General features: G+C 58.8%; 13 protein-coding genes and 1 other annotated feature. Of the genes, 9 read left to right on the forward strand and 4 right to left on the reverse strand.

Features of this window, described 5'->3' with window-relative positions:
- Positions 1-3 precede the first annotated feature (3 nt).
- Positions 4-378 (forward strand): RidA family protein, encoded by a 375-nt coding sequence (locus PXT33_RS03490; RefSeq protein WP_097774035.1) that lies wholly within the window; start codon positions 4-6, stop codon positions 376-378.
- 75 nt (positions 379-453) lie between these two features.
- Here PXT33_RS03490 and PXT33_RS03495 read toward each other — a convergent pair whose 3' ends face one another.
- Together PXT33_RS03495 and PXT33_RS03500 are read right to left on the reverse strand one after the other, a co-directional pair.
- Positions 454-1,254, reverse strand: coding sequence for an SDR family oxidoreductase (locus PXT33_RS03495; RefSeq protein ID WP_332375963.1), 801 nt, complete (start codon positions 1,252-1,254; stop codon positions 454-456).
- 192 nt (positions 1,255-1,446) lie between these two features.
- Complete coding sequence (locus PXT33_RS03500) at positions 1,447-2,664, reverse strand: ATP-binding protein (protein ID WP_223388176.1); 1,218 nt, start codon at positions 2,662-2,664, stop codon at positions 1,447-1,449.
- A 169-nt stretch (positions 2,665-2,833) separates the two neighbouring features.
- Positions 2,834-3,092: a binding site (T-box leader), on the forward strand.
- 92 nt (positions 3,093-3,184) lie between these two features.
- Here PXT33_RS03500 and ilvB point away from each other — a divergent pair.
- The 4 genes from ilvB to ilvD all read left to right on the forward strand — a co-directional run bounded on the left by ilvB (position 3,185) and on the right by ilvD (position 8,520).
- Positions 3,185-4,849, forward strand: a complete 1,665-nt coding sequence (ilvB, locus tag PXT33_RS03505) for a biosynthetic-type acetolactate synthase large subunit (RefSeq protein WP_154260838.1) — start codon at positions 3,185-3,187, stop codon at positions 4,847-4,849.
- Between the two features lie 15 nt (positions 4,850-4,864).
- A complete protein-coding gene (gene ilvN / locus PXT33_RS03510) occupies positions 4,865-5,437 on the forward strand; it encodes an acetolactate synthase small subunit (RefSeq protein ID WP_154260840.1) in 573 nt (190 codons plus the stop codon).
- 237 nt (positions 5,438-5,674) lie between these two features.
- Positions 5,675-6,694: a ketol-acid reductoisomerase gene (gene ilvC / locus PXT33_RS03515; RefSeq protein ID WP_097774032.1), complete on the forward strand. Its 1,020-nt coding sequence runs from the start codon at positions 5,675-5,677 to the stop codon at positions 6,692-6,694.
- Positions 6,695-6,861: 167 nt separating this feature from the next.
- Entirely contained in the window at positions 6,862-8,520 is a 1,659-nt protein-coding gene (gene ilvD / locus PXT33_RS03520) for a dihydroxy-acid dehydratase (protein WP_332375964.1), read from the forward strand.
- Between the two features lie 127 nt (positions 8,521-8,647).
- Here the strand turns inward: ilvD and PXT33_RS03525 are convergent, their stop codons facing one another.
- Together PXT33_RS03525 and PXT33_RS03530 are read right to left on the reverse strand one after the other, a co-directional pair.
- Positions 8,648-9,328, reverse strand: coding sequence for a sugar transferase (locus PXT33_RS03525; protein WP_332376667.1), 681 nt, complete (start codon positions 9,326-9,328; stop codon positions 8,648-8,650).
- 280 nt (positions 9,329-9,608) lie between these two features.
- Positions 9,609-10,826, reverse strand: coding sequence for an FtsW/RodA/SpoVE family cell cycle protein (locus PXT33_RS03530; protein ID WP_223388173.1), 1,218 nt, complete (start codon positions 10,824-10,826; stop codon positions 9,609-9,611).
- A 296-nt stretch (positions 10,827-11,122) separates the two neighbouring features.
- On the opposite strand from PXT33_RS03530, the gene PXT33_RS03535 reads away from it, so the two are divergent.
- From PXT33_RS03535 to rpiB, 4 genes are all read left to right on the forward strand, one after another.
- The gene (locus PXT33_RS03535; RefSeq protein ID WP_332375965.1) at positions 11,123-12,298 is read left to right on the forward strand and encodes a hypothetical protein; all 1,176 of its coding nucleotides are present in this window, start codon (positions 11,123-11,125) and stop codon (positions 12,296-12,298) included.
- A gap of 98 nt (positions 12,299-12,396) precedes the next feature.
- Entirely contained in the window at positions 12,397-12,822 is a 426-nt protein-coding gene (gene tsaE / locus PXT33_RS03540) for a tRNA (adenosine(37)-N6)-threonylcarbamoyltransferase complex ATPase subunit type 1 TsaE (protein WP_120081364.1), read from the forward strand.
- On the forward strand, positions 12,819-13,547 hold the full coding sequence (gene tsaB / locus PXT33_RS03545) for a tRNA (adenosine(37)-N6)-threonylcarbamoyltransferase complex dimerization subunit type 1 TsaB (protein ID WP_332375966.1): 729 nt from the start codon (positions 12,819-12,821) through the stop codon (positions 13,545-13,547). Before tsaE ends, tsaB begins: the two co-directional genes overlap by 4 nt.
- Before the next feature lie 33 nt (positions 13,548-13,580).
- Positions 13,581-14,027 (forward strand): ribose 5-phosphate isomerase B, encoded by a 447-nt coding sequence (gene rpiB / locus PXT33_RS03550; RefSeq protein WP_005942243.1) that lies wholly within the window; start codon positions 13,581-13,583, stop codon positions 14,025-14,027.
- Positions 14,028-14,047: the final 20 nt, after the last annotated feature.

Consider the following 14,047-nt stretch of genomic DNA (forward strand, 5'->3'; position numbering starts at 1 on the left):
ATCATGAAAGTCGTTTCCACTTCCAACGCACCCGCAGCCATCGGCCCTTACAGCCAGGCGATCGATCTGGGCAATATGGTGTTTGTTTCCGGCCAGATCCCGGTAGACCCTGCTACCGGCAAGATGGCCGATACGGTTGAAGAGCAGGCTGCACAGAGCCTTGCAAACCTCAAGGCCATTCTGGCCGAGGCTGGCCTTTCCATGGCAAATGTGGTCAAGACTGTCATTTTTCTGGCCGATATCAACGATTTTGCCGCTGTGAATGCCGTGTATGCCAAGGCCTTTGCGGAGCCGTTCCCTGCCCGCAGCTGCGTGCAGGTGGCCGCCATCCCCAAGGGCGCAAAGCTGGAGATCGAGTGCATCGCCGTGCGCGAATAATCAGGCCTAAACACAAAGGGGCTGTGCCACTGGCACAGCCCCTTTTGCATGTATGAGGAAGAATGAGAATAGCAATTACGGGCGCAGACCCATGCCGCCCTCCAGCGTGAGGGTCTCGCCGGACAGATACTTGAAGTCCGGCATGGCCAGCTGCACGCATACCCGGCCAATCTCGGTCTCGGGGTTGGCGTAGTGGCCCATGGGCGGCATCTTGACGTTGGCCTTGAACGCATCCGGGTATGCCTGCTGGAACTGCTCCAGCTTGGCGGTCCAGGCCAGCGGGCAGATCACGTTGACATTGATGCCATCCTTGCCCCACTCAGTAGCGGCCACGCGGGACAGGCCGCGGATGCCCTCCTTGGCGGCAGCGTAGGAGCACTGGCCAAAGTTGCCAAACAAGCCTGCACCGGATGCAAAGTTGATCACGCTGCCCTTGGACTTGGCCAGATAGGGATAGCAGGCCTTCATATAGTAAAATGTAGCGTACAGGCCGGAATAAAGGGCCAGATCAAACTGCTCGGTGGTGTGCTCTGCCAGCGGCACGCCGGAAGCGGATGCCTGTGCGTTGTTCACCAGCACTTGAATGCCACCAAAGGTATCCACAGCCTGATTGACGACATTTTGCACGGTGGCTTCGTTGTCGGTGCCTGCACACACATCTGCCTGCACCGGCAGAACGCGGATGCCATACTTGGCTTCCAGCTCGTTTTTTGCCTCTTCCAGTTTTTTTACATTGCGGCCAGTGATGACCAGATTTGCGCCCTCTTTTGCAAAGGCGGTGGCAATGCCATAGCCGATGGAGCCGCAGCTGCCATCGGAAAGTACGGCGCGGCCTGCGCCGGTGATGATAGCGGTCTTACCCGTTAAAAAGCCCATAGTTGCCCTCCAGAAGTGCTCAATTGGCTGATGTTGGCCATATTATAGCCTGAATTTCAATAGAATGCAAGGCTTTTTACCGATAAATAAAAAATAGACAAAGAATGCCGAGAAGGTGAAAAAATTCACGACTTCTCGGCATTTTGTGAAAGATTTGTCAGAGATTTTGATGTTAAAATAAAGACAAACTAATTACTTCTGCACGCCCGCCTCGCACTGCTCAATAAACTGCTTTGCCACGCGGGGACTGCGGCCGCCGGCGCGGATGGCAAAGGCTTCGGCTTTGACCAGCAGCTGATCCATCGGCATGTCGATGCCGTGCTGCTTTGCCAGTTCGGCCAGAATGGTCTCAAACCGGGCCTTCTCCGGCCGCTGGAAAGTGACCGTCAGGCCGAACCGGGCGGAAAGGCTCATCAGCTCCTGCCGGGTATCGGCTTCGTGGATGTCGTCGCCGGTGCGGTCGGTCAGTGTTTCTTTAATAAGGTGGCGGCGGTTGGAGGTGGCATATACCGCAATATTCTTGGCCCGGCCGCCTACGCTGCCTTCTAGAATGGCCTTGAGCGCGGCAAAGTTGTCGTCGTTGGCGGTAAAGCTCAGGTCGTCGATGAACAGGATGAATTTGAGCGGGTTCGCGGCCAGCTTGTCCATCAGATCCGGGATCTGGTAGAGCTGGTTCTTCTTCACTTCCACCAGCCGCAGGCCTTCAGGTGCAAACTCATTGGCAATGGCTTTCACCGCACTGGACTTGCCGGTGCCTGCATCGCCGTACAGCAGCACATTGTTGGCGGGCATCCCGGCCAGCAGGGCCTTTGTGTTGGCAATGACCTTTTCGCGCTCCTTCTCGTAGCCGGGCAGCTCGGAAAGGCGCTGAGGGTCCGGGTATTTCACCGGCACCAGCTGGCCGTTCTCCACCGTGAACACATGGTGCTTGGCAAACATGCCATAGCCCTTTTTTCCCACCTCGCTCATGCGCTGGGCGTAGGCGGCAGGCAGGTCGATGCCGGAGGTCTCCCACCGGGGCAGGAAAGCCAGCTCCTGCGCCTGCCCTGTGGCAGAACCGGCAGCGGCCAGCAGCTCGTCCAGCGTCAGGCCGCACAGAGCCTGCAGAAAAGCCAGTTCACTGTCCAGCGCGGTCTGCAGTGCAGGGGCAAGGGTGCCCGATGCAGCCTGACGCACGCAGACGGTCTCGGCTTCCAGCACAGCGGCGCTGAGGTAGCTGCCCCAGTTGGTGGTGTGCTCGAACAGTGCGGCTTCAAATTGGGCCACAGCGTCGCACACCGGGCCATAGCCGGGCGCACCGGCTTCCATGCGGTCGGTCAGGTCCAAAAGCTTTGCCACAACGGGGTCGTCCAGCAGGCTGCGGAAAACAACAAGCCCGTGCAGCCGGGCATTCCATTCTCTCAATTTCATATTCCTGTCCTCTAGTTGGTCTTAAATTAAACGCGCAGGCGCGCATATCAGAAGTATACAGCGCATTGTGCCATGGCGCAAGAGGTGTTCAATTAACTTCATGTTTGGGGTGATTCAGGTTACAAATTGTCGATTGACAAAAGGCCGATTTATAGTATAATTTACATCAACAAATGCGCAGATGGGAAAAAGTACCACACGATCCCCACTGTTCAGAGAGCTGCCGTCTGGTGCAAGGCAGTCAGTGCTTCGTGCGGAAAATCATCCCGGAGCAGCCTGCCCAACGGGTGCAAAACCCTTGTAAGCAGCGCCGGTTGCAGCCGTTACCGTGCAGGGCTTTGTTGGAAGCCCGTGAGAGGGTGTGCACAGCACGCCAACGAGAGTGGTACCGCAGAGAGCTTGATGATCACAAGGTCTTTGTCTCTTGATAACAGGGGACAAAGGCCTTTTCTTTTAAAAAGAAGCTCCCCGGGAACGTGTAAAAAGTGGAAAAAGGTTAGGAAAACAGGAGAAACTCACCATGCAGTTGAATGGTTCTCAGATTTTTGTGGAGGTCCTCTGCGAGCAGGGCGTGGACACCCTTTTTGGTTATCCCGGCGGCGCAGTGCTGAACCTTTACGATGAACTGTACAAAAATTCGGACCGCATCACCCATGTGCTGACGGCACATGAACAGGGCGCGGCCCACGCGGCAGACGGCTATGCCCGCGCGACCGGCCGCACCGGCGTGGTGCTGGCTACCAGCGGCCCGGGTGCCACCAATCTGGTCACCGGCATTGCCACGGCCTATATGGACTCGGTGCCCATGGTAGCCTTTACCGGCAACGTGACCACGGACGGGATCGGGAGGGACAGCTTTCAGGAAGCCTACATTGAGGGCATCACAATGCCCATCACCAAGCACAATTTCACGGTGCGCCGGGTGGAAGAGCTGGCCGATACCATGCGCTCTGCCTTCCGTATTGCACAGAGCGGCCGCAAGGGCCCGGTGCTGGTGGATATCCCCAAGGACGTGACAGCGGCGGTATGCGAGTTCACCCCCAAAAAGCCGGAGCCCATCCGCACCGTTACCACCTTCAACGCAGAGCAGGTCAAGTGGGCAGCGGATCTTATCAATGCGGCCCAGCGCCCGCTGGTCTACTTTGGCGGCGGCGTGCGCAGCGCAGCCTCCTGCCAGCCGCTGCGTGATCTGCTGCACAAGGCAGAGATCCCGGCCACCTACACCCTGATGGCCGCAGGCGTTGTGCCCTACGGTGACCCGATGAACATTGGCATGGTGGGTATGCACGGCTGTTACACCTCCAATCGTGCCGTGGCCGACTGCGACGTGCTGATTGCAGTGGGCACCCGCTTTTCGGACCGTGTGGCCCTGAACCCCAAGACCTTTGCAAAGAACGCCACCATCATCCAGATCGACATCGACCCCAGTGAGCTGGGCAAGAATGTGGAGGTCGATCTTTCCATCGTGGGCGATGCCGCTTACGTGCTGAACGCCATGCTGCCGCAGATCGAGGAAAAGAAGCATCCCGACTGGATGAAGATGATCCGTGAGTGGCAGGCACAGGATTACCACCCGGTGTCCGACCCCACCCGCCTGATGCCCCATCAGGTGATCGGCGAGGTGTGCAACCAGTGCGGCCCGGAGGCCGTGTATGTGACCGATGTGGGCCAGCACCAGATGTGGGCGGCACAGTACCTGCGCCACGCTAAGAGCCGCGGCTTTATCACCAGCGGCGGTCTGGGCACCATGGGCTTTGGCTACGGTGCCGCCATTGGCGCACAGATGGCTCTGGGCCGCGACCAGCGGGTGGTCATGTTTACCGGCGACGGCTCCTTCCACATGAACCTGAACGAGGCCTGCACCGCCGTGAGCTATGAGCTGCCCATCATCACCGTGATCTTCAACAACTCGGTGCTGGGCATGGTGCGCCAGTGGCAGAACATCTTCTACGAAAAGCGCTACAGCCAGACCGACCCCCACCGCAAGACGGACTTCGTCAAGCTGGCCGAGGGCTTTGGCCTGAAGGGCTACCGCTGCAGAAACCTGCCGGAGTTTCAGGCTGCCTTTGCCGATGCAATGAAGCAGAAAGGCCCTACTTGGATCGAGTGCATCATCGATAAGGACGAAAAGGTGCTGCCCATGATCCCCGGCGGCGGCGATATCAACGACATCATCATGGAATAAGGAGGACACAGCAATATGGAATCCAACAAGCGCAGGGTCATCAGCCTGCTGGTGGACAACCAGAGCGGTGTTCTGGCCCGTGTGTCCAGCCTGTTCTGCCGCCGCGGCTTCAACATTGACAGCCTGACCGTTTCGGCTACCAACGACCCGGCGGTCAGCCGCATCACCGTTACCATCACCAGCGACGAAAAGGCACTCAGCCAGCTGGTCCTGCAGACCGAACGGCTGGAAGTTACCCGTCAGGTGTTCGTGCTGGACGGCGAAAAATCTCTGGAACGGGAACTGCTGCTGCTGAAGGTAGCGTCCGATGTGCACAACCGCAGCGAGCTGCGGGAGATCGCCAGTATCTACAAGGCCAAGATCATCGACCTTTCGCCGGACAGCATGGTGTTCGAGCTGATCGGCAAGCCGGATAAGATCGATGCCTTCCTGAAAATGTTTACAGATTACAAAATTTTGGAGCAGTGCCGCACCGGTGTTACCGCACTGGAGCGCGGCGGGATGCATCAGCATATGCAGAAGCCTCCGCAGGAGGTGCGCGAAGCACAGCTGCCTCTGCCGGGAACCCACTGCCCGGAGAGAAAGTAAGAACGAACCCTCTCCGTCACGGCTGCGCCGTGCCACCTCTCCCGAAGGGCGAGGTTTTATGCATCATCAAAAGAGAAGGTATGATAAAAGCTCCCCCCTCGGGGGAGCTGGCATCGAGCAAAGCGAGATGACTGAGAGGGTTAAAACTTCGCTTTTCCGCTCCACAGTGAGCGAAAAAATAAAATGTTTACAATCAGCCACTGAATAAACACAAAACAAAAAAGGAGAACAACTACCATGGCTATCAAGAAATACTACGATTCCGACTGCAACCTCGGCGTGCTGGACGGCAAGACCGTCGCTGTCATCGGCTTCGGCAGCCAGGGCCACGCCCATTCCGAGAACCTGGCCGAGAGCGGCGTGAATGTCGTCGTCGGCCTGCGCAAGGGCTCTGCTCACTGGGAGAAGGCTTCTGAGTTCGCAGCAACTCACGAGAACTTCAAGGTCATGGAAGTGGAAGAAGCTGCCAAGGCCGGCGACGTTGTCATGATGCTGGTGCCCGATGAGCTGTGCGCCGACATCTATAACAAGCAGGTGGCTCCCTACATGACCGAGGGCAAGGCACTGGCCTTTGCACACGGCTTCAACATCCACTTCAAGACCATCACTGCTCCCAAAAATGTGGACGTTATCATGATCGCTCCCAAGGGCCCCGGCCACATCGTCCGCCGCCTGTACACCGAGGGTGAGGGCTGCCCCTCTCTGATCTGCGTGGAGCAGGACTACACCGGCAAGGCTAAGGACATTGCTCTGGCATACGCTTCCGGCATCGGCGCTGGCCGTGCAGGCATCCTGCAGACCACCTTCAAGGAGGAGACCGAGACCGATCTGTTCGGTGAGCAGGCAGTGCTGTGCGGCGGCGTTTCCGAGCTGATCCACGCCGGTTTCGATACGCTGGTGGAAGCTGGCTACGAGCCCGAGATGGCATACTTTGAGACCTGCCACGAGATGAAGCTGATCGTTGACCTGATCAACGAGGGCGGCTTCTCCAAGATGCGTTACTCCATCTCCAACACCGCTGAGTACGGCGACTACCGCACCGGCAAGCGCCTGATCACCGCCGAGACCCGCAAGGAAATGAAGAAGGTTCTGACCGAGATCCAGGACGGCACCTTCGCTTCCGAGTTCCTGACCGAGATGAGCCCCAACGGCGGCCGCAAGGTGCACTTTCTGGCAAAGCGCCGCATGGAAGCAGAGCTGCCCATCGAGAAGGTCGGCGCAGAGCTGCGCGGCATGATGAGCTGGCTGAAGAAGTAAGGGGAAAACCCTCTCAGGCCGCCTTTCGGCGGCCAGCTCCCCCGAAAGGGGGAGCTTTTGTTGAAAGTGAGAACCTTATAGATCCTCCGCAAAAACCTCTCCCCTTCGGGAGAGGTGGCACGGCGCAGCCGTGACGGAGAGGGTTTTGTCAGAAAAGAGGATTTGAAATGAGAAGTGACAACGTGACCAAGGGTTCGGAGCGCGCCCCGAACCGAAGCCTGTTCTACGCACTGGGCTACACCAAGGAAGAGCTGGAGCGCCCGCTGATCGGCGTGGTGAGCGCCTACAGCGAGATCGTGCCCGGCCATATGAATCTGGACAAGATCGCCGATGCCGTCAAGGCCGGCGTTGAGATGGCAGGCGGCACCCCCATCCTGATCCCCGCCATTGGCGTGTGCGACGGCATCGCCATGGGCCATGTGGGCATGAAGTACAGCCTTGCATCCCGTGAGCTGATCTGCGACAGCGTTGAGACCATGCTCATGGCCCACCAGCTGGACGGTCTGGTGCTGGTGCCCAACTGCGATAAGATCGTGCCCGGCATGGTGATGGCAGCGGTGCGCATGGATGTGCCCGCTGTGGTCTGCTCCGGCGGCCCCATGCTGGCCGGTACCTACGGCGGCGAAGAGGTCAGCCTTTCCAAGATGTTCGAGGCTGTGGGTGCCTACAAGGCCGGTATGATCACCGAGGATCAGCTGGAAGACTGCACCTGCAACTGCTGCCCCAGCTGCGGCAGCTGCTCCGGCATGTACACCGCCAACAGTATGAACTGCCTGTGCGAGGCCATCGGCATCGCACTGCCCGGCAACGGCACCATTCCTGCCGTCTACTCCAAGCGTCTGCAGCTGGCAAAGCACGCCGGTATGGCCATCATGGATATGGTCAAGAAGGGCATCACCGCACGCCAGATCATCAACGAGCGCTCCATCCGCAACGCTCTGACCTGCGATATGGCTCTGGGCTGCTCCACCAACACCGTGCTGCACCTGCTGGCCATCGCTTATGAGGCTGGTGTGCCCATCGACCTGAAGCTGTTCAATGAGATCAGCGCCAAGACCCCGAACCTGTGCCATCTGGCACCGGCCGGCCCCACCCACATGCCGGACCTGTACGCCGCAGGCGGCATCCCCGCCGTGCAGGCAGAGCTGGCCAAGAAGGGCCTGCTGGATCTGGATGTGCCCACCGTTACCGGCAAGACGCTGGGCGAGAACATCAAGGGCGCACACATCCTGAACGACAAGGCCATCCGTCCCATCGACAACCCCTACTCCCAGACCGGCGGTCTGCAGATCCTGTGGGGCAACATTGCACCGGACGGCTGTGTGGTCAAGCGCAGCGCCGTGGCCCCCGAGATGCAGCAGCATTCCGGCCCGGCCCGCGTGTTCAACAGCGAGGACGAGGCCATTGCTTCCATCTACGCGGGTAAGATCGTCCCGGGCGATGTGGTGGTCATCCGCTACGAAGGCCCCAAGGGCGGCCCCGGTATGCGTGAGATGCTGAACCCCACCTCCGCACTGGCCGGCATGAAGCTGGACAAGACCGTGGCCCTCATCACCGACGGCCGCTTCTCCGGCGCAAGCCGCGGCGCAGCCATCGGCCATGTCAGCCCGGAGGCTGCTTCCGGCGGCCCCATCGGCCTGATCGAGGAGGGAGATACCATCAACATTGATATCCCCAATGCCTCCATCACGCTGGAGGTCAGCGACGAAGTCCTGGCCCAGCGCAAGGCAAAGTATATTGCACCCGAACCCAACATCAAGACAGGCTGGCTCAGCCGCTATGCACGCATGGTCACCAGTGCAAATCTGGGCGCCGTGCTGAAGTAATTTGATGATCTAAGCAAAAACAGAGGGACGACCCCGCGTCGTTCCTCTGTTTTTTGTTTCCTGCAGGCCCATAGATAAAAAAGAAAGCGGCAAAGCAGACAGGCTTTGTCACTTTTCAGGCAAAAATTTATTCTCCGTGGCCGAACAGCACCGCACGGAAGGTTGCAAAGATGATCTTCCAGTCCACCAGGAAGCTGCGCTCCTTGACATACTTCACATCCAGCGCCATCCACTCCTCAAAGCTCAGCTGGTTGCGGTGCGGGGCGATCTGCCAGTAGCAGCTCAGGCCCGGTGTCACGTACAGCCGCTGCCATTCATAGGGCGTGTACTGGGCCACCTCACGGGGCAGAGCCGGGCGCGGGCCCACGATGCTCATATCGCCCTTGAGGATGTTCACCAGCTGAGGCAGCTCGTCGATGCTGGTCTTGCGGATGAAATGGCCCACCCGGGTGATGCGGGGATCGTCCTTCATCTTGAACACCGGGCCGTCCATCTCGTTCTCCTGCAGCAGATCGTTGAGCTTGCTCTCAGCGTTCGGGCACATGGAACGGAACTTGTACAGCCGGAACAGCTTGCCGTTGCGGCCCACCCGCAGCTGGCTGAACACCGGGCTTGCACCCGGGCTGTCGATCCAGACTGCAATGCAGGTGAGGAGCATCAGCGGGGAAAGTGCGATCAGCGCCAGCAGAGAAAAGAAGATATCCTGTGCGCGGCGCACACACCAGTAGGCGCGGTGCTCGTGAAGATTCGTCTTACGATCGATCGTAATCGGCTTGCGGATGCCAAGCTCTGCGCCGGGTTCCTCCATCCAACCGGTCTGCAGCCAGTATTCCGCTTCTGGCGCAGTGGTTACAGTTGTCATACTTAGATTCACTCCATTGATCCTATAACATGAAAACAGGAGAGCCCCAAACTCTCCCACACAGTTATTGCATCTATTGCACAATAAAACTGCAAACTTCTGTACAATTTTACCATGTGTACAGGCGGATTGCAAGAGAGTTGAACCATTTTTTGTCTGGTATATCAGAAAAAACCGGATCACAGAGGTGGAAAGCGATGAACAGACAGACCGGTGCGCCAGAGCCTTACCCGAACAGGCTCTTTGTGTTGTGCATATAGACCGACAGCACAAGCCCCACGCAGATATACAGCATCAGCACCGAGCTGCCGCCCGCAGAATAAAAGGGCAGGGTGACGCCGATGACCGGCAGCACCCGCAGGTTCATGCCTACATTCACGGCGATCTGAGCCATCAGGGCGCCGCCGATGCCGGCGCAGATATAGCTGCCCAGCAGATCCTCGCTGCGCGCACCGGTGGCAAAGGTCTTGATCACCAGTGCCAGCAGTGCCCCCAGCACGATGCACAGGCCCACAAAGCCAATGACATTGCCCATCCAGCTGAGAATAAAGTCGTTGTGGGCATTGGGCACGCTGTAGTACCGGCCGCTGAACAGGCCGTTGCCGAAGATGCCGCCGGAGCCGATGGCGATCTCGCCGCGCTGCTGCTGATAGATGATGTTTTTCCAGGTGGCTTCGTTGGGTGCCCAGCCGGTGGAATTCTCCGGGTCGATAACGGCCAGAATGCGGTACCACTGGTAGCCCTTGCCGATCTTATCGCTGAAAAAGGCAAACGCCGCCGCCACGGCCACAGCTGCTGCCGAGATGGCACCGATGATATACTTCCAGCTCAGGCCCGCTGCAAACATCATGCAGCAGCCGATGATGGCGTAGATGATGGCGGTGCCGTCGTCGCCCTGAATGTGGATGATAAGGATGGGCACGGCCAGATGCAGCAGAAGCTTTACCAGCTCCTTTGGCTCGTTGATGCGGCTGCGCACATTGTTCAGGTGCATGGCAAAGGTAAGGATAAAGCTGATCTTTGCCAGCTCCGTGGGCTGGAAGGTAAAGCCGCCCAGCTTGTACCAGGAGTAGTTGTCGGTGTCACCGGCGTTGAAGCCGATGGTCAGCGGGCCGATGGCCACATTGCGGATGAACAGCGTGGGCAGCACCAGACCCCATGTCAGGGCTACATGCACCGGCCACACCTTGACAAGGCTGCGGTAGTCGATGCAGGAGAGCAGCAGCGCAATCACGATGCCAAGCACCGCCGCACCGGCCTGCACCAGCGCGCGGCGGTAATCGCCGATGCCGGTAATGGCACCAGTGATCTCGTCCGTGGCAAAACCGTTGCCCTGCTTTGCGGCCCAGGAGGCAAGAGCCACCACCGCCATGGTGCTGCTGAAGATGCACAGCAGCAGATAGATCTTATCTGTTCGTTTAAAATATTGTCGAATGCTTTCCAAGAAAGCACCACCTTTCGTTCCCAGATACACACCGGGTTTTGCCGCTGCAGCGGGCAATACCAACCCAGTTTATCCTATTATACACAGCCTGCACACCGTTTGCAATCCACCGGGTGTGACAGCTTTGCAAAATCCGCACGAATGCTTGACAAAGCAGACCGCACCATCTACAATGAAGGTGCAGCAGAAAGCTCCTTTGCAGAGCGCCTGCCGCGCAAAGAAAATGGCAGGAAGATGCCTGCTGGGAAAGGGCGGCGTGCCGCATTGGGCGGCAGATATGCCCGGAGGAAATGGGAATGGAACACGATATGCTCCGCCGTTTTGGGTGTGCACTGTGCGCTCTGGCTTTCGCGCTCACAGCGCTGCCCACAGCGGCTTTTGCACAGCAGCCGGAAGAACAGGCGGCTGTGCAGCAGAGCCTTTCGGCCACAGATGTGCGCGAGATGCAGCAGGCAGATGCTGCTGTGACCGCACTGACCGGAGGCAGCGACTATGCACAGATGACCGAGGACGAGCGCACAGATGCTGCTTTGCAGCAGCTGGATGCGCTGACCGCACAGGGCCTTGTGAAGCAGGGGTCTGTCTACACCGATGCCGAAAACGGCATGATCAGCTTTACCTACAGCTGCGGCGCGCTGGGCGGCATCTTGCTTACCGACCCGGAGGAGGAGAACACCGCAGCCCTGCCGGAGCTGGACAAGAGCCAGCTGCAGGAGCTGGCAGAGAACAAGCGGGTGGGCACGGCGGCGATCTATTATGCGTTTGACAACACGATCAACAGCACCCGCTACCCGTATTATGCCTACATGCAGACCTATTGGGATTCGGTGGGCCTGCAGACGGATCTGGATACCACCGTTACCGTATCCGACCTGCGCAGGATGGGCCGCTACGACCTGTGCATCCTGAGCACCCACGGCGCGTACTACACCTATGAATACGGCTGGCTGTTCAAAAAGACTACCACGGAACCGCTGATCCTGCTGACCGAGAGATCGGATTTCTGGAGCGATCTGCGCTATGGCTTTGACCTGCTGGCCCACCGCGTGGTCAAGGTGAACGGTATGTATGCCGTCAACGGCGATTTCTTCCGCAGTGCCTACCGCGGCAATGGCATCGTGCTCAGCGAGACCTGCGAGTTCTACGGCAAGAACGGCCATGTGGACACCTCTATGGCAGACGGCCTGCTGGCAGGCGGTGCCAAGGCGGTGATGGGCTATGTGAACAATGTCTACTCGGTGTATTCCCGCAGTATGCTGTGGGCCGCTGTAAACCGGATGATCGAGGGCGAAACGCTGGAACAGGCCGTGGACTATGCCAAGAGCATCTACGGCACCGATGATATCATCTGGTACAACGAGCAGGGCGGCAGACGGTCCCATGCGGCGGCATCCTATGCGATGCTCAGCGGAGACCGAAGCGCTGCACTGCCCAACCCCTACACGGCAGCGGATGTGGATGCGGCGGCGTAAGCAACACACGGCATTGCACTTTTGCACAAAGTATATTATACTAAAGGACGGCAGAGCATTCTGCCGTCCCTTTTGCTTTATAAAATGAGGTAAGCTTCATGTCAGAATATATCACCCACTCCCGCGCCGAGACGGTGGCGCTGGGTGCCCGTATGGCCGCAGTGCTGACACCGGGTTCGCTGGTTGCGTTCACCGGCGGGCTGGGCGCGGGCAAGACCGCTTTTACTGAGGGCCTTGCCGAGGGCCTTGGCTGCACCGACCCGGTGTCCAGCCCAACCTTTGCCATTGTGAACTACTACCGCGGCCCAAAGCCGCTGGCGCACTTTGACCTGTACCGTATTTCCACTGAGAACGACCTGTGTGCTGCAGGCTTTTACGATTATTTGGATCAGGGGGCCATTGTGGCAGCAGAGTGGAGCGAGAACTTTGCAGACCTGCTGGCACTGGAAAACCCCATCCGGGTGGACATCCAGCGCGTGGACGAGAACACCCGCAGAATCACCATTGAGGGGGTAACGCTATGAACATCTTAGCTGTGGATACAGCGGGCAAAACGGCTGGTGTGGCTCTTTCGCAGGGTGACCGCCTGCTGTACGAGGTGTATCTGGACGCAGGCATGACCCACAGCGAAACGCTGATGCCCATGATCGACACCTGCCTGAAGATGTGCGGCATGACCTGTGCAGATATTGACTTGTACGGTGTCAACGCAGGCCCCGGCAGTTTTACCGGGCTGCGCATCGGTCTGGCGGCGGTCAAGGGTCTGGCCTTCCCGCGGGAAACGCTGTGCGCACCGGTCTCCACGCTGGAAGCACTGGCCGCAGCCCACACGGGCGAGGGCACCGTGCTGTGCGCACTGGATGCCCGCCGTGCGCAGGTATACAGTGCCGCGTTCGACCTTGCCACCCACAGCCGCCTGCTGGAAGACGATGCCCGGGCGGTGGCAGATCTGGCCGATTTTGTAGAAAATTGCAAAAAGCCCCTGTTTTTTGTTGGTGATGGCACATCTCTGTGCTATAATGAATACGGCAGTGTGCCGGGCGTGCTGCAGGCACCTGCGGCCCTGCGCGGCGGGCGTGCTGCTGCAGTGGCCCTTGTGGCAAAGCAGATGGCCGAAGCCGGAAAGGCTGTGCTGCCGGAGGCTCTGCTGCCGGACTACCACCGCCTGAGTCAGGCCGAGCGGGAGCGCGCAGAGCGCCTTGCAGCAGAAGCTGCAGCCAATGCCGCCCAAAACAAGGAGCAGGCATAAAACCCTGCGTGACTGAGAGAAAGGAACATTTCCATGGCAAAACCCATTGCACTGGCCGCTGACCACGGCGGATTTGAATTGAAAGAAGCTGTCAAGGCGCATCTGAAGGAGCTGGGGCTGGAATACATCGATTTTGGCACCCATAGCACCGACAGCGTGGATTACCCTGATATGGCCGTGCCCGCCTGCGATGCAGTTGTGAGCGGCGAGTGCAGCAAGGCACTGCTGTTCTGTGGCACCGGCGTGGGCATCAGCATGGCAGCAAACAAGATCAAGGGCATTCGTGCCTGCTGCTGCTCTGACAGCTTCAGCTGCGAGTATACCCGCCGCCACAACGATGCCAATGCTCTGTGCATGGGCGGCCGCGTGGTCGGCCCCGGCCTTGCCTGCCAGCTGGTGGATCTCTTCCTGAATACGGAGTTTGAGGGCGGCCGCCATCAGCGCCGCATCGACAAGCTGACCGCACTGGAGAACCGCTGATCATGGCGAAGCGTATGCGG

The sequence above is a fragment of the Faecalibacterium taiwanense genome, from assembly GCF_036632915.2.
Taxonomy (GTDB): Bacteria; Bacillota; Clostridia; order Oscillospirales; family Ruminococcaceae; genus Faecalibacterium; species Faecalibacterium taiwanense.